Genomic DNA, 20975 nt, shown 5'->3' on the forward strand with positions numbered 1-20975 from the left:
CCGGTACTAATAGGCCGAGGACTTGACTACAAAGCTGCTACGCGTCCACTGTGCAACTCCCGACAAACGAACACCCCACAAGTGTGGTGTTTGATAAGTCGATAGAGTTACGGCGGTCATGGCGGAGGGGAAACGCCCGGTAACATTCCGAACCCGGAAGCTAAGCCCTCCAGCGCCGATGGTACTGCACTCGGGAGGGTGTGGGAGAGTAGGACACCGCCGGACAACCTTTCCATTCAGGGCCACCCCCATTCGGGGGTGGCCCTGAATGCGTTTCCATCCCGAAACCACCGCGACCTCCGGGCGCGAGGGCGAGGCGACGATGACAGCCAAGGCGACGTCCCCGCGCGCCCGACGGTGGCAGCCAGGTGTATGGATGGACCCCCACCACGACGAGGGTGGGGCCGCCGTGCCCGGCTCAAGCCTGACCGCCCGGAGCCGGGCACGGCGGCCACACCCAACCGCGAGCAACTGCGGCGATGCACTGCGGCCAGCCACCGGGTGATCCGCCGAATCCACCCCCACCGGACGGCGCGTCTCGTACCGTCGTGGCGGGGCCCTGCCTCGTCGACGTGGGGAGCGGGTATGAAGATCGGCATCATCGGATCCGGGCACATCGGGGGGACGCTCACCCGCCGCCTTCGCGATCTCGGGCACGACGTCACGGTGGCCAATTCGCGCGGCCCGCAGACCCTGAGCCAACTGGCGCAGGAGACCGGCGCGACGGCCGGCACCATCGAGCAGGCCGCCAAGGACGCGGACCTGGTCGTGGTGGCGGTGCCGCTGAAGGCCGTACCGGACCTGCCGGCCGAGCCCTTCGCCGGCAAGGTGGTCGTCGACGCCGACAACTACTACCCCGAGCGGGACGGCGACATCCCCGACCTGCTGGACCGGAGCGTCACGTCCAGCCGGTGGACCGCCGACCACTTCACCGACGCCCGGGTGGTGAAGGCGTTCAACTCGATCATGGCGCAGCACCTGATGGAGTACGGGCGGCCGGCGGGCGAGGCGGGCCGGATCGCACTGCCGGTGGCCGGCGACGACGCCGCGGCCAAGCGGATGGTGATGGAACTGGTGGACGCTCTGGGCTTCGACCCGGTCGACGGCGGATCGCTGGACGAGAGCTGGCGCCAGCAGCCCGATACCCCGGTCTACGGTGCGGACCTGGACGCGGACGGCGTACGACAGGGACTGGCGCAGGCGCGGCCCTGAGCGCGTACGAGACAAGGATGCCCCGCCGGCGACAAGCCGGCGGGGCATCCGCGTGCGTGCGCCCGGCGGGCGTCAGGACGGTTCGGCGCCGCAGATGTAGCGGGGTTCCGCGTCGTAGCGCCAGGTGAACTTCTCCCGCTTGACGACCTTGCCGTCCTTGCGGATGACCCGGTACGCGTCCTGGGTGAAGCCGTCGATACCGTTCGCCGGGATGCACGACGGGCCCGGCTCCAGGTAGATGGTCTTCGGCTTGGTGATGTTCCGGCGCGGGCTGTACTCGGTCCGCACGCTGTCGTAGATCTTCGTGCTCCAGATCGACACGGTGATCGAGCTGGACGTGTACGAGGTGTCGATCAGCACGCCGTGCTCGGTGTTGTTGCGGAACTTGAAGTCCAGGTCTGGCCAGAAGATCGTCGACTCGATGACCGCCGGGTACCGGCTGAACCAGTAGGAGTGCGGCTTGTGCTCGACGTCCTCCAGCCCGGCGTAGTACGTGGCGTTGAACAGCGTGGTGGTGAACTGTGAGGTGCCGCCGCCCACGCCGGGCACCAGCTTGCCGTCCAGGATGACCGGGGCGTCCCGGTAGCCCTGGGCGTAACCGCGCTCGCCGGTGTGGCCGTTCAGCGAGAACGTCTCGCCCGGCAGCACCACCGTGCCGTCCACGTCCTTAGCGATGGTGACGATGTTCTGGCTGCGCGGCGAGGAGAGGCCGCCGGTGAACCGGGTGGTGAACGTGGAGACCTTCTCCTTGATCCCCAGCCCGGCCAGCTTCTCCGCGGTCAGCTCCGGCTGCGCCGGCTTCAGCTCGCCGGTGATCTCCCGGCCGTCCGTCTTCGGCAGGACCGCGAGCAGGTCGCGGGCGAGCGCCGCGCTGTCCAGCTGCTGCCCGGGCCGGCCGTTGTCGACCACCTTCGGCTTGCCGCCGGAGATGGTCATCCGGGCGTCCTTCGGCGGCGCCTCGATCGCCGCCAGGTCGTCCCCGAGCGCCGCGCGCAGCCGCTTCACGTCCACCTGCGGGGTCAGGGTGCCGGCCTTGTCGGCGGTGAACCGCAGGCTCTTCGCGATCGCCTTCGGCGGAATGCTGACCGAGCCCTTGTCGGTGGTGATCTTCACCGGCGCGGACACGGCCGGCTTCGCCAGCTCGGCGACCAGCCGGTCCACCTCCTCGGCGCTGGTCGCCGGGTGCGTCTCGACCAGCGGGACGGTGACCGGCTGCCCGCTCAGCCACCCCTGGCGCACCGCCTCGGCGGAGCGCTCCGGGTCGAGCGCCAGGCTCGGCTTCGGGTGGACCGCCTTGGGGGTGGTGCCGGAGAAGGTGATCGCCGGCATGGTCATCTTCCGGCCCTGGTCGCCGACGACCTTGCTCAGGGCGGCATCGAGCCGGGCCACGTCGACCGTGACCACCGGCGGGACCGTGCGGTTGCCGACCAGCCGGTCGACCGGGTGCGCCCGGGCCTCGGCCGCCGCCGCCACGGTCGCGTCCACGTCGACCGTGAGGCCGACGTCGGCCGGGTTGATCTCGGCGGTCCGCTCGCCCACCCGTACCGGCAGTGGCGCGGCGAGCTCGGCCGCGCGGCGGTCCAGTTCGGCGCGGAGCTCCCGGGCCGCGTCCGCCCGGCTCCGGCCGCCCAGCTCCGCGCCGAGCACCGTGGTGCCGCGCGGCACGTCACCGGCGTACGCGTAGGCGCCGACGCCGCCCACCGAGGCCAGCACCGCGGTGGCGACCCCGGCGGCGAGCAGCATCCGGACCCGGCGCCGCCGCGGCCGCCCGCCCGCGGGGCCGCCGGCCTCCGGCTCGTCACCGGGCCAACTGACCGCGGTGACCTGGACGGTGGGCCGGTCGTCGGCAGGTGGAAGTTTCTCGCCGTACAGCGTCACAGCAACCTCGATCGGGACGTGCCACGCGGGGAGCGTTCCCCCAGAAGACACCTACGGTAGCCAACGCCCGGGCGGTCGGGGAGTCTGCGCCCCGCGCCCGCCGGCACCGCGTGTCGCGCCGGCGTGTCGCCGGGGCCCGCCCGGTGCGCGGGCCCGTCGGCGGGCGTGACACGGTATGGGCATGCGGGTGGACGAGGTGGTCCTGGCGTACGGCGGCGGCTGGCTGGACCGGGCGGGGCCGCTGCGCACCGATCCGGACCGGATCGCCGCCCTTTTGGCCGATCCGAAGACCGGCGTGCTGCCGCTGTGGCGGGACCGCTGCCTGGTCACGGCCGACGAGGCGCCGGTGCGCCTGACCGCCGAGCGGGCCGCCGGGGTGCTCGCCGCCGCCGACGAGACGGTCTTCCTCGGCCTGGACGGTGACACCGCGGTCTTCGCCGTCGACCTCTCCGGCCAACCCGAGGCGGAGGCGGTCCGGCTGGCCGGGGCGGCCTCGGCGGTCGACGTGCGGACCCTGGTGGGCCGGCTCGGCCCGGCTGAGGCGTCCGCGCAGGCGTACGCGCGGGGCCTGCTGCACTGGCACCGGCAGCAGCGCTACTGCGGCAGCTGCGGCGCGCGGACCACGCCCCGCGACGGTGGGCACGTCCGCTCCTGCGCCGGCCCCCGCTGCGGGCGGCTGCTCTTCCCGCGGATCGAACCGGCGATCATCGTGCTGGTCGAGGCGCCCGGCACCCCGGACCGCTGCCTACTGGCCCGGCACCGCGGCGCGCCGGAGGGGGCGTACTCGACGCTCGCCGGGTTCGTCGAGGTGGGCGAGAGCCTGGAGGACGCGGTCCGGCGGGAGATGGCCGAGGAGGCCGGGGTGACGGTGACCGACCTGGCGTACCAGGGGTCGCAGGCGTGGCCCTTCCCGGCCGGGCTGATGGTCGGCTTCCGGGCCACCGTCGCCTCCGAGGCGGTGCGGGTCGACGGGGAGGAACTGGTGGAGGCGCGCTGGTTCACCCGCGACGAGCTGCGGGCGCGGGCGGCCGCGGGCCGGCCGCTCGGCCGGCCCGACTCGATCGACCACCACCTGCTGCACGGCTGGCTCAAGGGGTGACCGCCTCGACCGGCACCCCGTCCGGCCGCCGTCGGCTCGTCACCGCCATGCCGATCAGCGCCACCACGGCCGTGCCAAGGGCCGTCCACAGCAGGCCGGTGATGCTGCGGGGGGTGATCAGCACCGCGGCGACGACCAGCCCGGCGGTGGCCACCCAGAGCGGCGCGGCCGGCCACCGGACCCCGGCCGCCACCTGGGCGTTGAGCAGGACGAACACCACCGCGTACAGGGCTCCGATCGCGGCGAAGAGCGGGGCGTGGCCGCCGAGGTGGGTGTAGTCCGCCCCGCCGGCGAGCCGGAAGGCGAACCCGCCGGCGAGCGCCGAAGCAAGTACCAGTAGCAGCCCGCAGGCCCCGGTCAGGGTGAGCGCGACGGTCTGGCTGCGGCGGTCGCCGCGAGCCAGCCAGGGCAGGGCGAGCACGGTGACCACCTGGGGTGCCCAGAGCGCGCCCTTGGTGAGCACGGCGCCGATGGCGTACGCCCCGGACTCCGCCGGCGAGAGCAGCTGCCGGGCCAGGAACAGGTCGGCGTACGAGTCGACGAGCATCGCCAGGGTGGCTCCGCACCCGACGAGGATCTGGCCGGCGGTCAGCGGCGGTACTGCCGGGCCCGCCAGGGGCGCCGGCTCGGACGGCCGGGCCAGACGGGCCAGCGCCAGCGGGGCGAGGCCGGCGGTCAACGCACCCGCGAGCAGCGAACCGGTGAGGCCGGCGTCGAGCACGAGCCCGACGACGACCCCGCCGTAGCGGCCGGCGGCGAGCAGGGCCATCCCGACGGCCAGCCGCAGGAACTGCTGCCCGCCCTGCAACTCGCCGAGCCAGCGCGAGGAGAACACGACGGCCGCGGTGGTGACCGCGAGCAGCGCCGGAACTTCGACCGGTAGGTGGAGGGTCGTGGTGAGCAGCGGGGTGGCGGCGAGCAGCGCCCCGGCGGAGGTGGCGGTCGTGACCAGCGTCGCGCGCCCGGTGGCGGAGCGCCCGTGCCGGGCGTGGTGCACTGCCACCGCCAGTTGCAGACCGAGGCCGGGCACGCTGGCGATGGCGACCAGGCCGAGGGCGGTGGCGAGTGCGCTCAGATCGTCCGCGTCCAGCCGTCGGGCGGCGAGCACCGGCACCAGGTAGGCCAGTCCGTTGGTCAGTGTCGCGGCGATGGTGACGGCGACACCCGCGGTGCCCAGCCGCCGTGCCACCGAGTCCCTCGTCGTGGTCTGTGTCATACCGCTCCGTGTCCGCCTGCCGTTCCGCCGGCCACCCTACGGCGGCAGCGGTCACTGTAAATGAGCACCGCACAGCGGTGGTATCCGCCGATCCGGCTCGCTCCCGGGCTCCCGATCGAGCCCCGGACCGATCTCTGTCCTGTCGGCCAGCGCGCCAATCCCGCGGACGCGCTAACGTCTCGCGTCATGGCGCGTTCGAACGGTCTGCTGACCGAGGTGAGTTCCGGCATCGCTTCCCTGCTGCCCGAGCGGCTCGTCGCGGCCGCCATCCGGGGCGTGTATCCGCGCGTCGAGCCGGAGCTCGCCCGAATCGCAGACTTCGTGCCAGTCGGTGGCACCGCGGTCGATGTCGGCGCGTGGTACGGACCCTGGACCCGGCGCCTCCGCAGGCGCGCCGATCGGGTCGTCGCTGTGGAGCCCAACGCGCAGCTGGCTCGTTGCATCGGGGCCGCGTTCAGCGACGTGCGCGTGGTCGAGGCGGTCGCCTCGGACCGTCCGGGAAGTGCGGAACTGTTCCTTCCCAAGGCGGGGCCCGCGGTGGGTACCTCGTCGCTGGAGTACGGCGACGGGCAGTCGATCACCGTGTCCCGAGTGACGATCGACGGTCTGAGTCTCACCGACGTGCGGTTCATGAAGATCGACGTCGAGGGACACGAGCTGCCGACGTTGCGGGGGGCGGCGGAGACGATCCGGCGGGACCGGCCGGTCCTGCTGGTCGAAATCGAGGAGCGGATCCAGCCAGTCGAGCCGATCGTGGAGTTGCTCCAGAGCTGGGGCTACCGCGCCTACGTGCTTCCACGGGACCACTGGGTGCCGCTGGCGGAGTTCGATCTCGTCGGGCACCAGCGCTCCACGGTCGCCCGGGTACGGCAGAGCTTCGCCCGGCGCGTCATCGCGCCTCGCCCCCGCTACGTCAACTCCGTGCTGTTCCGGCACGACCGGCACTCGAGCTGAAAACCGTCAGGCGGGCGGTCACGGTTGGGGGACCAGGTTGCCGAGGGTGATCTCGTTCGTGCAGAGCCGCACGGTGCGGTCGGTGACCGTCAGCTCGAGCGTGTCGCCACCGCCGCCCATGAGTAGGAAGATCTGGCGTACCTCCCCGCCGCGGACCTGAAACTCTCGGGTCGCGCCGCCGTGGCGAAGGACGGCGCGGGAATCGCCGGTGCTGATGTAGGCGATCCGGACGACTCGCTCCCATTCATTCCTCAACCACTTGGTCAGCGGCATCCGGACCGTCTGCCCGCCGTCGACGCAGTGCCCCCAGACCCCCTCCGGGCCCGGCCGGATGGCGGTGCCCTCCACCCGCGCCAAGCGAATGTGGCCGGCCTCGTCGAACATCCACAGGGTCTCGGCCTCGGTGACGAACACCGGCTGCGGCTGGATCGGTCGGAAGAAGTGGGACTGCAGGTTGTCGGGCCGGGACAACGCCGCCACGACGCCTTCCGGGACCGGCTGATCGAAGAAGACCGTTCCCGGCGGCGCCTTGGAGAGCTCGCCCTGAGCTGTGTGCAGGTAGTCGCGGCCCTGTTTGACCGCCCAGTCATCTGCGAACTGGGCGCCGCTCCATGCGGTGCCCGACGCGGCGACCAGCGCGGCGACAAGCGCCCCGACGGAAGCCCTACGGCCCCACAGCGGCACCGGCCGGGTCCAGGACCGCGCCGGCGTCTCGCCCGTTGGATTGGCGAGACCGAGCAACGCGACGCCGATGCAGAGGGCGGCGACCACGACCACATCGCTGACGAAACGGGGCACCAGGCCCATCACCGCGCTGAGGCCCAGGCCGAGCCGTGTCGCCGCCAGCAGAGCCGCGACCAGCGCCAGGTATGCCCCGAGGAGCACCCAGGCCCGGAGGGCTGAGCGGCGTAGCCGGACGGTGACCACGATCAGCGCGAGGAAAACCGCCCCGGCCAGCCAACGGGCGGACACGTGCGGGGCGGCGGCCGCCGTGCCGTCGTCAGCGTCCAGCCAGTGCCAGGGGCCGCCGAGGAGCCCGGGAAGCAGCGTGTACCCGATCAGATGGCCCACGAAGGTCAGTACCGCGTCGGGTGAGCGGGACCCGGGCAGCGGTGACTGGGACCGGGACAGGTAGAGCCCGAGATACGCCAGGGAGAGGACGGTCAGTATCAACCAGGACGGCCAGTATCGGCGGACCGTGCGGATGATGCTGCCGACGGGTCCGCCGGTGACGGACAGGCAGGCGGTCAGCAGGAACACGAGCGGGACGATCAGCAGCGACTTCTCGAAGAAGAGCAGGCCGAGCAGCACCGACAAGGCGAGCGTCACCAGGTGACGTGCCTGCCGCGTTCGCACGTACCTCACCTGGGCGCTCATCGCCAGCACCATCGCCACCTGCATTGGCAGCAGCATCAGCCCGGTGGTGGCCATCGACGTCACTTCGAGGGTGAGCGGGCTGAACAGGAGCACGCACAGCGGGACGAGCAGACCCCAGCTCGGCGGCACGATGAGACGGAGCAGTCGGTAGAAGGCGACGCTGAGCACCGCCTGACCAGCCGTGAGCAGCAGTACGTACGGCCAGTAGGCGAGGCCTGCCGCGTGAGTGAACAGCCACGTGACGAGCAGCCCCGCCGGCATGAGGTGATTGTTGAACTGGCTGAGCAGGAAATCAACGGTCAGGTCCGACCCGGCAGCGCGGGCCGCGAGCACGAAGTCGTCCTGCGCGAGGTATCCCCGCGAGGCGATCTGCGCCCGCCAGGCCAACCCGATCACGATGAGCACGCCAGCCACAGAGCGGACAGGATCGGTCTTGACCCATGCGACGACCCGCGCGGCCCCGCCGATTCCGGCACTATCGGCCGCTGACGGAGGAGTCGCCGAATCGGCTGTTGCGGGTCCTGTCAGAGCCATGGCGCGAAGATTGCCACACGAGCGAGCGGACACCCATCGGACCAACGGGTCACGACATCGAATCCCTTGGTCCTATCCCTGTCTGGATTCCGCCATGACGGTGTGACGGCCGGCGCCGATCGGGGCGTACGCGGAGGGCCTGCCACGACCGCGACCGGCGACCGCGACGGCACGGCGGCCACCGGACCGAGCGAACTGTCGTCCCCAAGCTTCGGACACCCTCGTCCGGGCCGCGTACAGTGGCCGCGACTAGCGCGGCTCCGCGTCAAGCAAGCGTAGTGAAGAGGTCGGACGGTGCGGGAACGGCTGATGCTGCACGGCGTTGCCGTGGCGGTCACCGTACTGGTGCTGGCGCCGCTGGCCCGCCCCGGGTACGTACTCAGCTATGACATGGTGTTCGTGCCGCGTCAGGCGCTCGATTGGGAGTTGATCGCTCCGGCGCAGGCGCTGCCGCGGGCGGTGCCGCAGGACGCGGTGGTGGCGCTGGCCACCCAGGTCGCACCGGGGTGGCTGGTGCAGCGGCTCGTGCTTGCGGCGATCATCTACGCGGCCGCCGTCGGCGCCGGCCGGCTGGTGCCGACCAGCCGCCCGTCGGTCAGGGTGGTGGCGGCAGTCGGGTACGCGTGGACGCCGTACCTGGCGGAGCGGCTGCTGCTGGGTCAATGGGGGCTGCTGCTGGCGTACGCCGCGCTGCCCTGGTTGGTGTCGGCCGCGTTGGGAGTGCGGGCCGGGCGGCCGGGGGCGCTGCCCCGGCTCCTGCTGGCGGCTGCGGCGGCCGCGATCACCCCGACCGGCGGAGTGATCGCGTTCGTGGTCGCCGCCGCCCTGCTGCCCGGTCGGTACGTCCGTGCGGCGCGGTTCAGCGCGGTTGGTCTCACCGCGATTGCCGCGTTCAACACACCGTGGCTCGTCGCGGCGGTCCTTACGGCGGCTGATGGCCGGTCCGATCCAGCCGGGATCGTCGCCTTCGCCGCACGCGCGGAGAACTGGGGCGGCTCACTGGTGGCCCTGCTCGGCACCGGCGGGATCTGGAACAGCCAGACCACGCCGGCGAGCCGCAGTTCACCACTGGTGCCATTGGCGACCGCCGCGCTGCTGGTGATCGCAGCGGTGGGCGCCGCCGAGGCGTGGCGCCGGTGGCCGGCGGGCGTGGCGGCCCGACTGGGCCTGTTGGCCGTGGGTGGGCTCGCAGTGGCCGCGGCCGGCGTCCTCCCAGGCGGCACCGAAGGGTTGGGCTTCCTGGTCCGGCACGTGCCCGGCGCGGGGCTGGTGCGCGACGGGCACAAGTTCCTCATCCCGTACGCGCTGGCGCTGGCGCTCGGGTTGGCGCTCGGTGCGGAGCGTCTGGCTGACCGGTTGGTGCCGCGGCTCGGCAGAGTCGCCGCGCGGGTGCTGGTGGTGGGTCTGGCACTGCTACCGGTCGCGCTGCTGCCGGATCTGGTCTTCGGCGGGGCCGGCCGGTTGCGGCCGGTGAGTTATCCGACGGACTGGGACGCGGTGGCCCGGCAGGTTGCCGACCGCCCGGGTGAGGTGCTCTCCCTGCCCTTCCACGAATACCAGAGCTACCGGTGGAACGCCGGTCGAGTCGTGATCGACCCTGCGCCGCGCTATCTGCCCGCTCCGGTGCTGACCGACGACACGCTGCGGGTCGGTGACCTGGTCGTGGCCGGCGAGAACCCGCGAGCGGCGCGGGTCCGCGAACTGCTGGCCGCCGGTTCACCGGTGATCGGGACCGGCGTCCGGTGGGTGCTGGTCCGGCACGAGCCGAGCCTGCCCGTCACGCCGCAGACGCTGGCCGGACTCCGGCTTGTCCATGGCGGAGAGTACGTGTCGCTCTACGAGAACCCGGGATGGTCGCCGGACAGTACGGTCGGCCCGCTGTGGCCCGTTGCCGCGGCCCACCTCTTCGCAGCCGCGGCGGTCCTGGCGGCGGTGGCCGCCGGATTTCGGTCCTGCACCGCACCCCCGACCCGTGATACCGTCCGCGGCACGCGAGTCTCGCGGAAGGGAGAGGGTGCATGAGGTATCTGCCCGCGTTCGTCGCCGCCGGGGTCCTCGCGGTCGTGCTCGGCTTGCTCGGGAGCTTCGGCCTGCGGGCGGCTCTCAGCCCGTCGCCGGAGCAGATCTCCGCGGACGTCGCCCAGCAGACCGATACGGCGCCTCCGCCGCTTTACGGCGCGCGCTGACATTTCGCAGCCTCCGCCGATGGCGCCACCGCGCTATCGGCGGAGGCTTTGCTGGTCTGCCGAGGCGGACGCTCCCGCGATTTCGGCAACCAGGTTGGCGAAACGTGCTCCGGCAGCTTCCCAGGTGAACTGGGCGGCGTGCGCGTGCGCCGCCTCTCCCATCGCCTTGCGCCGTACGTCGTCGGCGAGGAGATCTCGCACCTGCGCGATGAACTCCTCCTCGTCGTCCGCGAGCATGCCGGTCTCCCCGTGCACCATCGCCTCCGCTACGCCACCGGCGTGACGGAACGCCACGGTCGGGGTGCCCCGCGCGCCAGCCTCCACGATTGTCAGCCCCCACCCCTCCTTGATCGAGGGGGTCAGCGCCAGCCATGCGGACGCGAGGGCCGCATGCTTCTCCTCTTCGGTGATGAAGCCGGCGAATCGGACGCGGTCCTGAATGTCCAGCTCGATGGCGAGATCGCGTAACGTCGACTCCCACCAGCCCTGCCCGGCAACGACCAGTTCCACGTCCGGCAGATCGGTGGCGAGCGCGGCGACTGTGCGCAGCGCGATTTCCACCCGCTTGTGCGGCACGAGCCGGCCAAGCACCAGCAGCGATGGGTGCGTGGTGCGCGGTGTGGATCCACCGATGACGTCGGGCGTGCCATTGGGGACGACATCGATCCGGTCTGCGGCCACGCCGAGTTCGGACAATTCGGTTTTGGTCGCTTGCGATACGGTGACGTATCGGCAGTGCCGATAGAGCCGAATGGCCAGCTTCGATTCGATCCACCAGCCGATCCGGGCGGACCAGGGGCCGAACACCACCGGCCACTGCTCGCGATGCACGTGATGGACGAGGGCGAGCACCGGGCGGCCGGCGTAGAGCGATGCGAAGAATGGCACGCCGTTGCAGACGTCGACAACCAGGTCTGGTCGGCCGAGCCCGCGGCGCCCCAGCCGGCCCATGCCGAGCCGCCCAGCGAGGTAGGTGAGGGCGGCCCGGGCGTAGACCGTGTGCCGGCCGCCCCGGCGCAGGATCCGCGTGCCGTCCGGTGTCGTCTCTTCCTGCGGCGCGCCATCGTGGCCCGCACACAGCAGGGTGACGCGGTGGCCTCTGCGGACCAGTTCTGCCGCGACCCGCTCGATGTAGACCTCGGACCCGCCTCCCTCCGGATTGCGGGTGTCCCGCCAGTTGAGGAACAGCACGTGGCGAGAGGGGGTATCGGGGGTATCCACGCTGCTCCTAGCTACTTGTGAGTAATCCCTCACGATCGCGTCACCCTAGGGCTCCCTGAGGTGCTGGCGCAACGGGTGCGTTTGACGCCCACCGCCGGAAGACCGTTCGTGACCAGGGGTTTGCCCGCAGCGGAAAACCTTGGCAGGGTGTTCCTGGCGCGCGGGCGGGCCGCCCGGCCGATGCGCGTTCTGCGGGCCGCTCCGGTGAGATGCGGCACGTCGGCATCTGGGCGGAGCGCTCACGGGTCAGGAGGTGGCAGCGAATGGGACGCGACGGCGCCGTACGGTGGCGGCGCCTTGTCGGCGGCTCGCCGTTGGTCCGGCGCCTCGCCGGCGCGTCTCCGGTGACGCTGCTGAGCGCGCTGTTGATCGTCGTGCTCGTCGCGTGGGCGGGCGTGGCCTACCTCAACTCGGTCTCCAACGGGGTCAACTGCGCCGAGCGGGTTCCCGTGCGCCTGGCTGTCGCGCCCGTGGTCGCCCCGGCGATCGAGCAGATCGCGAAGACGGCCGCGGATCGGCAGCCGTGCGTCTCGATTGCGGTGGAGGCCCGCCGGTCGGTCAGCGTGGCGGCGGACCTGGTGACTCCTGAGGCGGGGCAAGCCCCGGACGCCTGGCTGCCGGAGTCGACCTTCTGGCTGCGCCGGGCCCGTTCGGCCGGGGCGTTCGAGGTGCCGGAGCGGGGTACCCCGGTTGGCAGCTCGCCGGTTGTCCTCGCGCTGGCCGAGCCGGTCGCCGACCGGCTCGGTTGGCCGGCCAAGCAGATCAGCTGGGCCGCGTTGGTCGGCCCCGACGCGCAGGACGTCGAGGTCGGCATTCCCGACCCGGCCGAGGACTCGACCGGCGTCGCGGCCCTGCTGGGGATTCGGGCGCTGGCCGCCGGTGAACCGGAACCCGTCGCCGCCGTCGCCGCCGCGATGCGCCGGATCGCACCGAATACCGTCACGGCCGACGCCGGTGCGGTGCTTCCCACCCGGGCTGGTCTGCCCGAACGCGTGGATGCCGTCGCGACGACCGAGCAGGCCGTGATCCGGCACAACTCGCTGGCGGGCGCCAAGAAGTTGGTCACGGCGTACCCGGGCGACGCCGTGCCCTCCCTGGACCTGCCGTACGTCGTGTTGCCCGGCGCACGGGGCCCGGTCCGAGAGGCCGCGACCGGGTTCCTCGACGTGCTGCTCTCCCCGTCAGCTCGCGCCACCTTGGCCGCCCAGGGCTTCCGGACGGCCAATGGCTCCGCGCCAGAGGGCGCGTCCACCGACGGCCGGGTGCGGCTCGACGTGCGCGGTCCCGTCGCCCTGCCACCGGATGAGACCCTCACCGAGCTGCTGAACGGCTGGAGCGGTGTGCGGCGCAGTGCCCGGATCCTGACCGTCCTCGATATCTCGGGATCGATGGCGGCCCGGGTGCCGGACACCGGCGAGACCCGAATGTCCGCCACCATCAAGGCCGCCCAGGATGGTGCCGGACTGCTGCTCGACAGCAGCGAGATCGGTCTCTGGGTGTTCTCTACCCGTATCGACGGTGACCGCGACTACCGGGAAGTCCTGCCCGTCGGGCCGTTGCGGGAGCAGCGCGGGGAGCTGGTGGCTCGGCTCGGTGAGGTGCGGGTCAAGCCGAACGGCGGGACGGGTCTGTACGACACTGCTCTCGCCGCCTACCGCGAGGCCCGGCAGCACTGGACGCCGGGCCGGATCAATCTAGTGTTGATCATGACGGACGGGCAGAACGAGGACGTCGACAGCATCCGCCGCGACCAACTGCTTGCCGAGCTGGCGAAACTGCAGGACCCGCGGCGTCCGTTGCCGATTCTCTTCATCGGCCTCGGTGATGATGTCGACCGCGCTGAGCTGGAAGGGATCGCCGCCGCCACCCGCGGCAGGGTCTTCCTCGCCAAGCAGCCAGGCGGCATCCGCAAGATCTTCTTCTCTGCGCTGGCCGACCTGAGCTGCCTGCCACCAGAATGCCGTCGATGACCGCGCCCGCGTACTCACTACCATCCAGCGCATGCCAGCCGAGGTGACGGCACCCCGAGATCCCGGGCGGTCGCGCCAGCGCCTGCTCGGGAGCATCCCCCATGCGGTCGGACGGGCAGCCGGCTCGCCGGTCGCCACGCTGCCCATGCTCGTACTGACCGTGTTGGCGTTCCTGCAGCGACCGGGCGAGGTCACCTTCGACACGAAGCTGGATCTCGCCGCCAACCCGATGGACTTCCTCGGCCGCGCGCTGCATATGTGGAACCCCGAGGCCACCTCCGGCGAGCTGCAGAACCAGGCGTACGGCTACCTGTTTCCGATGGGTCCCTTCTTCGCCGTCGGCCAGCTGCTCGACGTGCCACCGTGGATCACCCAGCGGGTCTGGTGCGCGGCGCTGCTCTGTGGCGCCTTCCTCGGGGTGCTCCTGCTTGCCCGGGTTCTGCACATCGGCACCGAACCGACGCGGTGCGCCGCCGCGCTCGGCTATGCGCTGGCGCCTCGGATGCTCACCGAGATCGGGCTGCTCTCGGCCGAAATGCTGGTCGTGGCGCTACTGCCGTGGGTGCTGCTGCCATTGGCAGGCGTGCGCCGGCTCGGGTCTCCCCGACGCGCGGCGGCCCTGTCCGCGTTGGCAGTCCTGTGCATGAGCGGCGTCAATGCCGCCCTCGTGCTGACCGCGCTGGTCTTGCCGGGATTGTGGCTGCTGACGCGCCGGTGGGATCGCGCGCATCTGCGGCTCGTGGCGTGGTGGTGCGTCGCAGTCGCCGGCGTCACGCTCTGGTGGATCGTGCCGCTTCTGCTGCTCGGCCAGTACAGCCCGCCCTTCCTCGACTTCATCGAGTCGTCTACCACCACGACCGCGGTGGCCTCGCTGTTCCAGGCGGTACGCGGAACGAACCAGTGGGTCGCCTTCGTGGTGCAGGGCGAGCCGTGGTGGCCCGCAGGCTGGCTGCTGGTCGACAACCCGATTCTTATGGTCTTGACCGCGCTGGTGGCGACGGTCGGCCTGGCCGGCCTCGCTCGCCGCAGTCTGCCGGAGCGCCAATTCCTGGTTCTTGGCTTCCTGGCCGGGCTGACCCTGATGACCATCGGGTACGTGGGCAGCCTCGACAGCCCGCTGTCCGGCTCCGTTCGGGAACTGCTGGACGGCCCGCTCGCACCACTTCGCAACGTACACAAGTTCGAGCCGGTGCTGCGTCTGCCGATCATGCTCGGCCTCGCCCACGCAGTCGCAGTTGGCCTCCGTCGATTCCAGGACAGCAGTCTCGTCAGCCGCGGGCGTGCCGGCTCGCTGAGCCCGGTGCCCCCACTGCCTACCGGGGGCCTCCGGCGGGTGACCGACTCCGACGCGGCCCGACAGTGGCTTACCGTCGTACCCGTCCTCCTGCTGATCGCCGGAGCCGCCGCACCCGCATGGTTGGGCCAGCTCCGGCCCGGTCCGGGCTGGTCCGACCTGCCGGCGCACTGGCGGCAGGCGGCGTCCTGGCTCGGCGCCCACGATCCCGCTGCGCGGACCCTGGTCGTCCCGGCCTCCAGCTTCGGCCAGTACACGTGGGGCCGGACGGTCGACGAGCCGATCCAGGCGCTCGCGGAGGCGCCCTGGGCGTTGCGCCACCAGGTACCGCTGGGTTCGGCGGGACACACCCGCGTCATGGACACCGTCGAGGCGATTCTCGCACAGGGCCGAGGCTCGCCCGGTCTCGCCGACTTCCTGGCCCGGGCCGGCTACCGGCACCTGTTGGTGCGGCATGACCTCGACCGCACTCAGGTGAAGGCGCCGCCGGTGGCGGTGCTGCGTCGCGCGCTGGCCAACTCGCCCGGCCTGGTGCCGGTCGCATCGTTCGGCCCGGCCGTGCGCATGGATGACCGGCAGAGCAGCCCGGTCGACGTCGGCGCTGGCTCCGTGCCCGCAATCGAGGTGTACGAGGTCCGGCGGCCGGTGCCGCCGGCTACCGCCGTGCTCGCCGGCGACGTGCCAACCGTCAGCGGTGGCCCCGAATCGCTGTTGCCCCTGCTGGAACAGGGCCTGCTGGAACGCGACAGGCCGACAGTCCTCGCCGGGGATCGCCTCGGGCAGGGCGCCAACCAATGGATCGTGACCGACGGACTGCGCCGTCGGGAGCGCAACGTCGGCCGGGTCCACGACAATCTGAGCCAGACCCTCACCGCGGACGAGGCTGGGCGACAGGGTCGGGTCGCGCTGGATGTCGTGCCGTTCCCTGGGGATGAACACCAGACGGTGGCCGCGTACCAAGGGATCGAGTCGGTGACCGCGTCGACGGCGGCCAGCTTCGCCGACAATTTGGTCGCCGCTGAACCCTCCCACCTGCCGTTCGCGGCCATCGACGGCGAGCCAGGAACGGCCTGGCGGTCGGCGCCGTTGACCGAGCCGGTCGGCCAGTGGCTCGAGGTTGCCCTGGATACGCCGGGTCAGGTCAACGAGATCCGGTTGACCTTCGTCGACGACCTGGGCGTCGGCTGGCCGGTGACGCGCTTTCTCGTCACCACCGATCAGGGTTCCGTGGAACACGAGGTGGTGCCGAGCCGCGCCGACCACGCCTACTACACCTTGCCGGGCGTCACCACGAAGGTACGAGTGACCGTGCTCGCGGTGGCCGGCGGGCGCAACGAAGGCGGCGTCGGCATTCAGGAACTCTCCGTGCCGGACGTGGCGCCTCGCCGAGCGCTGCGGGTCCCGGCCGATCTGCCCAACTACGCCGGCCCCCCGCCGGCCTACTCCTTCAGCCGTGGGCCGGCCACGCGCGCCGCCTGCGTCGCCGATGGCGCAACGAACGGGCATGACGGCGGGGCCGTTCCCGACGCGAGGCGGTACGCGGCACCCGTCCGGTGCGACCGGTTCCTGGCCCGGGTCGGCGAGGAGCCGCTGGGCATCGATCGGCTCTTCCGCACCCCGACCGCGGCTCGGTATCAGGTGCACCTCACCGCCGTGGCGCGGCCTGGCGGGCAGGTGCCCCTGACCGGCAGCCCGCGGGCCGCCATGGTCTCCGCGTCGGCATCGTCGAAGCTGGCCGGCGATCCGGCGGTGGCCCCCCACGCCGCGGTCGACTCGGACCCGACCACGGCCTGGGTCGCCGACACCACCGACCCGCGACCGACGCTCCGCCTGTCATGGGAGGAACCTCGGCGCATCGGCGAGCTGCGGATCCGCGCTGCGAAGGGGCCGGTCGCCTCGGTGCCGCGCGTCGTCGAGCTGCGTACCTCGCGGGCCAGCCAGGTGGTGCGGCTCGGGCCGGACGGCTTGGCGCGGTTCACCCCGGTCCGGACCGATCGGATCGAGATCACCGTCCGCGAGGTCGACGTGCGGGTGGCGGACCGGCGGGGCGAGTGGCCCGCACCCGCCGGGATCGCCGAGATCGAGGTGCCGGCGCTGGCGGACCTGATCAGGCCGGTACGGGCGCCGACTCCGATCCGGGTTCCCTGCGGCGCCGGCCCGGCCGTGGAGATCGACGGGGTCCGCTACGAGACATCGGTCGCCGGCACGCTCGGCGACATAACCGCCGGGCGGCCGCTGCCGGTCACCCTCTGCGATGACGTCGCCGCCGACGGGGTGGACCTACCGCCCGGCGAGCACCGCCTGCGGACGACGGTGTCGGAGTCGTTCGTCGCGCAGGACGCCTGGCTCACGCCCGACGGCCCGACCCGCGCGGCCCCCCGCCACCGCGACGTGCAGGTGGTGGACTGGGCTGCGACGGACCGGACGGTGCGCGTTGGGGCCGGCGGGGAAGCCCTTCTGGTTGTGCCCGAGAACATGAACGCCGGCTGGCGCGCCACTCTGGACGGGCGAGTGCTGCCGACCACGCGGGTCGACGGCTGGCAGCAGGCGTGGGTGGTGCCCGCTGGCGAAACTGCTGAGGTGCGGCTGACATTCGTACCGGACACCGCGTACCGGGGCGGCCTGGCCATAGGGGCGCTGACTGCACTCGCCGTGGTCTGCCTGGCCGTCTGGCCGGTACGCCGGCGGTCGCCGGCCGGGCCGACGACGGGTCAGGCCAACGACGGGTGGATAGCCGGGGCACTGGTGGGGCTGATAGTCGCGCTGGGAGGCGTGCTCCCGGTGGTCATCGGCATCGCCGCGATGCTGCTGCGCCAGTTCATGCCCCGGGTGCTCCCGGCCGTCGTTCTCGCCGGGATGGCTGCGGCAACCGCGGGCGCCGTGGCCGGACGGCTTCAGGGCCACGGCCAGGAGTGGGCGTTCGGTCCATGGGTGCAGGCCGCGATGCTGGTGGCGGTGGGCGCGGTCGTCGCCTCGGCCATCCCTGTGCCGGGCCGGCGGAAAACCGATTCAGAACTCTCGACCGTGACCGCACAAGACGAGGACGGGACGACGCCGGGATGAGCCAACACCGACACGAAGGGGCCGACCCGCTGGTGCCTGACGGGCCGCGACCAGTCACTCCCGCCCGGGCCGGCGCCCGGAGCTTCGCGACCCTGCGCAGGTCGGTGACGCTGTTCCGCGGGTTCCTGCGGGAGCAGTCCGACCCCGACTACTTCTATCGCCTGCTGGCGGACGATTCGGTACGCCAGGTCGGCGGCTACGCAGATCTGGCGGGGCGGGTCGTGCTGGACGTCGGCGGTGGGCCCGGCTACTTCGCGGCGGCCTTCCGTGCCGCCGGTGCCCGTTACGTCGGCCTGGACCCCGACGTCGGGGAGTTCTCCGCTGGCGGGGAGTTGGTCTCGGGCATGGTACGGGGCAGCGGCACCTCGCTGCCGATCGGTCCATCCACAGTGGATATCTGTTTCTCCTCGAACGTACTCGAGCACGTAGCGCAACCCACCTTGATGCTCGACGAGATGGTCCGGGTCACCAAGCCCGGTGGCGTCGTCTTCGTGTCGTTCACACCGTGGCTGTCTCCCTGGGGTGGGCATGAGACGTCGCCCTGGCACTACCTGGGCGGCGAGCGCGCCTCGCGGCGGTACGTGCGGCGCACGGGCCGGGAGCCGAAGAACCAGTACGGGCAGAGCCTGTTCCCCGTCTCGATCGCCGACGCTGTCCGGTGGGCGCGGGCAAACCGGGCAGCGGTCGCGCTGATCGACGCCCTGCCCAGGTACCACCCCTGGTGGGCCCGGTGGATCGTGCGGGTGCCGGCTGTCCGAGAGGTCGGCTCGTGGAACTTCGCCATGGTCTTGCGCAAGGCGCGGCCGGCGGCGACCAACGCGGAAAAAGTTCGGCTGACTGGGGGTCGCCAGCAAAGTAACCAGGTAGTAACCTCGCCGCCGTATGACCAATGAACCGGGCGAAGTTTAAGGCCTCTTGGGGAGGAAACATGAAGCACCGCGCCATCGGTGCCGTGCTGTTTGGCCTCGGTGTCCTGCTCCTGATGTTCGCCGCCGGCCTGGCCTTCGTCGTCGCGCCCGCGGTGACGAAGCTTCCGTACGACCTCGATCGGTCGGCCTCGGTGGCAGAGGCACCTAAGGCGCGTTTCCTTCAGACCAAGAAGGTCGGCGACAAGGTCGAAATCAAGATCCACCAGGCCACCCTGCGCTCGACCGTCGCCGTCCAGCCGAACGTGAAGGCGACGGCGGACCTGACCGGGAACCTTGACTCGACTGCGGTGGTGTGGACGGTCGGCCAGACCGTCGACCGCACCGACCTCAAGGAACAGGTCAGCGCGTACGCGGCCGAGTTGGCCGTCGACCGGGTTTCCGGCGAGGGGTTGCCGTGGAGCGGGCAGTGGCTCGACGAGGCCCAGGAGCGGGCGGCCGTGCAGTTCGAGGGCCAGGTCTACAAGTTCCCCTTCAACACCGAGAAGAAGGAATACCGGATCTACGACCGGGACCTGCGCAAGGCGCTGCCCGCCCACTACAAGGGCACCGAGAAGGTCGACGGGGTCGAGGTCTATCGGTTCGAGCAGGTTATCGCCGGCCAGCCGCTCCAGATGGACGCCGCGCGGGTGGCGGCGCTGCTGGGAACCTTCGCCCCGGGCGCGACCGAGGGGAAGGTCGTCTACAGCAACACGCGTACGGTGTGGGTGGAGCCACTGACCGGGTCGTACGTCAAGGTGCGGGAAGTCCAGCGCAAGGTGCTCGTGCCCAATTCCGGGGCGGGGACGGTCCTGCTGGACGCCACGTTCGACAGCACCTCGGATTCGGTGGCCGCGTCGCTGAAACGCGCGCGGGAGAGCCGGCTGCAACTGCAGGCCATCGGGCTGTACGGGCCGATCACGCTCACCGTCCTCGGCATTGCTGCCATCATCGGTGGTCTGCTGATGGCGCGCCGCCGAGGAGATTTGTCGCCGGCGCCGCGGCACCGGGTCGGAGACGACGTGACGACGGAGGGGCATCAGGTTCCGCTCACCGACGAGATCCCGCCAGCGTCGCGTAGGTCGGACGACACGACCGCGCCGCTCCAGCGTTCCGCGTCCGATGAGGTGGAACGACGCTGACGTGATGAGACGGGGGTGGGCGGCCGGTCTCCCGGCCGCCCACCCCCGTCTCGCATCATGGCGGGCATGCAGCCAGGTCCCGCTGCCGACCATGACCGATCGCGCAGCCCCGGCCGGTGCGATCCCGTCCTCAGCGCTTGACCGCGAGCACCACCAGGATGGAAGCCAGCGACGGGCGGCGACCGAAGGCGCCATCCAGCCAGTGCAACGACCTGGGTACCCCGGGGAACCGGGCGCCGCGCACCGTCAGCGGGCGGAACCCCTCACGGCACAGCAGGTCGACGAGCGCCGTGCGGTTGAACAGGCGCAGATGGCCGACCGGCCGGGTGTCCTGCTTGAGCCGGCGCAGCGGCCCCGCTCCCACCTCTGTGGAGCGGCTGGACGTTTCATGGAACACGGGCTGGATGCCGGCGAGGAAGAGGATCCGGTTGTACCAGGCGTGCAAATTGGGCGTGGTGACGACCAGGTGACCCCCGGGCCGCAACACCCGGGCGCACTCCTCCACCAGCAGGTCCGGGTCGTAGAGGTGTTCGATCACCTCGGCGGCGTGCACCAGGTCGACCGACGCGTCCGGAAGTGGAATGCCCTCGCCCAGGTCGCACTTGTGGAATTGATAGGGCAGCATGGCGGCCTTGGCAAGTTGATGTTCCGAATAGTCGACCCCGACCCAGCTCACCGCGGGGTCGCCCACCTGGGCGTCGAGCTGAGCCAAGAAGCTCCCGTCGCCGCAACCCGCGTCGAGCACGGTCGCGGGCGGGCCGGACCGGCCGGCCAGCGTGGCGACGACCAGGTCCCGGGCAATGCGCTGGCGGGGCTCCAGCGCCGTGGAAACCTCGTCGCCCCACCCCTGCGCGTTGTAGTAGTCAATCAACCGCACCGTCACGCTGTCTCCCCGCGACCGCCCGAAACCAGCGAATGCACTCT

At 71.6% G+C, this 20975-nt stretch carries 14 protein-coding genes and 1 rRNA gene; 10 read left to right on the plus strand and 5 right to left on the minus strand.

Translation table 11 applies throughout. From position 1 onward, the window contains the following. Positions 1-108 precede the first annotated feature (108 nt). A 5S ribosomal RNA gene (gene rrf, locus ACVCAH_RS00005) occupies positions 109-225 on the plus strand. Between the two features lie 147 nt (positions 226-372). Beyond that, positions 373-1212, plus strand: coding sequence for an NADPH-dependent F420 reductase (locus ACVCAH_RS00010; protein WP_447133936.1), 840 nt, complete (start codon positions 373-375; stop codon positions 1210-1212). Between the two features lie 72 nt (positions 1213-1284). Here ACVCAH_RS00010 and ACVCAH_RS00015 read toward each other — a convergent pair whose 3' ends face one another. After that, on the minus strand, positions 1285-3090 hold the full coding sequence (locus ACVCAH_RS00015) for a VanW family protein (protein WP_447133937.1): 1806 nt from the start codon (positions 3088-3090) through the stop codon (positions 1285-1287). Between the two features lie 181 nt (positions 3091-3271). Here ACVCAH_RS00015 and nudC point away from each other — a divergent pair, with 181 nt between their 5' ends. Next, positions 3272-4189: an NAD(+) diphosphatase gene (nudC, locus tag ACVCAH_RS00020; protein WP_447133938.1), complete on the plus strand. Its 918-nt coding sequence runs from the start codon at positions 3272-3274 to the stop codon at positions 4187-4189. Here nudC and ACVCAH_RS00025 read toward each other — a convergent pair. Then, positions 4179-5405: a polysaccharide biosynthesis protein gene (locus tag ACVCAH_RS00025; RefSeq protein WP_447133939.1), complete on the minus strand. Its 1227-nt coding sequence runs from the start codon at positions 5403-5405 to the stop codon at positions 4179-4181. The two genes, nudC and ACVCAH_RS00025, sit on opposite strands and share 11 nt — an antisense overlap. A 60-nt stretch (positions 5406-5465) precedes the next feature. Here ACVCAH_RS00025 and ACVCAH_RS00030 point away from each other — a divergent pair, with 60 nt between their 5' ends. Beyond that, a complete protein-coding gene (locus tag ACVCAH_RS00030; RefSeq protein WP_447133940.1) occupies positions 5466-6359 on the plus strand; it encodes an FkbM family methyltransferase in 894 nt (297 codons plus the stop codon). 18 nt (positions 6360-6377) lie between these two features. Here the strand turns inward: ACVCAH_RS00030 and ACVCAH_RS00035 are convergent, their stop codons facing one another. Beyond that, positions 6378-8150: a hypothetical protein gene (locus tag ACVCAH_RS00035; RefSeq protein ID WP_447133941.1), complete on the minus strand. Its 1773-nt coding sequence runs from the start codon at positions 8148-8150 to the stop codon at positions 6378-6380. Positions 8151-8579: 429 nt separating this feature from the next. Between ACVCAH_RS00035 and ACVCAH_RS00040 the strand changes: the two genes are divergently transcribed. Both ACVCAH_RS00040 and ACVCAH_RS00045 read left to right on the plus strand, forming a co-directional pair. Beyond that, on the plus strand, positions 8580-10292 hold the full coding sequence (locus tag ACVCAH_RS00040; protein ID WP_447134342.1) for a hypothetical protein: 1713 nt from the start codon (positions 8580-8582) through the stop codon (positions 10290-10292). After that, positions 10289-10456: a hypothetical protein gene (locus ACVCAH_RS00045; protein ID WP_447133942.1), complete on the plus strand. Its 168-nt coding sequence runs from the start codon at positions 10289-10291 to the stop codon at positions 10454-10456. Before ACVCAH_RS00040 ends, ACVCAH_RS00045 begins: the two co-directional genes overlap by 4 nt. 33 nt (positions 10457-10489) lie before the next feature. On the opposite strand, the gene ACVCAH_RS00050 is transcribed toward ACVCAH_RS00045, so the two are convergent. After that, a complete protein-coding gene (locus ACVCAH_RS00050) occupies positions 10490-11677 on the minus strand; it encodes a glycosyltransferase family 4 protein (protein ID WP_447133943.1) in 1188 nt (395 codons plus the stop codon). Between the two features lie 263 nt (positions 11678-11940). Between ACVCAH_RS00050 and ACVCAH_RS00055 the strand changes: the two genes are divergently transcribed. The 4 genes from ACVCAH_RS00055 (at position 11941) to ACVCAH_RS00070 (ending at position 20051) form a co-directional block, all read left to right on the plus strand. Continuing rightward, positions 11941-13647, plus strand: coding sequence for a substrate-binding and VWA domain-containing protein (locus ACVCAH_RS00055; protein ID WP_447133944.1), 1707 nt, complete (start codon positions 11941-11943; stop codon positions 13645-13647). 31 nt (positions 13648-13678) lie between these two features. Then, the gene (locus ACVCAH_RS00060; RefSeq protein ID WP_447133945.1) at positions 13679-18004 is read left to right on the plus strand and encodes an alpha-(1->3)-arabinofuranosyltransferase domain-containing protein; all 4326 of its coding nucleotides are present in this window, start codon (positions 13679-13681) and stop codon (positions 18002-18004) included. A gap of 104 nt (positions 18005-18108) precedes the next feature. Beyond that, complete coding sequence (locus ACVCAH_RS00065; RefSeq protein WP_447133946.1) at positions 18109-18897, plus strand: class I SAM-dependent methyltransferase; 789 nt, start codon at positions 18109-18111, stop codon at positions 18895-18897. Between the two features lie 35 nt (positions 18898-18932). Then, positions 18933-20051: a DUF3068 domain-containing protein gene (locus ACVCAH_RS00070; protein ID WP_447133947.1), complete on the plus strand. Its 1119-nt coding sequence runs from the start codon at positions 18933-18935 to the stop codon at positions 20049-20051. Between the two features lie 130 nt (positions 20052-20181). Here ACVCAH_RS00070 and ACVCAH_RS00075 read toward each other — a convergent pair whose 3' ends face one another. Continuing rightward, entirely contained in the window at positions 20182-20934 is a 753-nt protein-coding gene (locus ACVCAH_RS00075) for a class I SAM-dependent methyltransferase (protein WP_447133948.1), read from the minus strand. Between the last annotated feature and the right edge of the window lie 41 nt (positions 20935-20975).

The organism is Micromonospora sp. LZ34, from assembly GCF_052981855.1.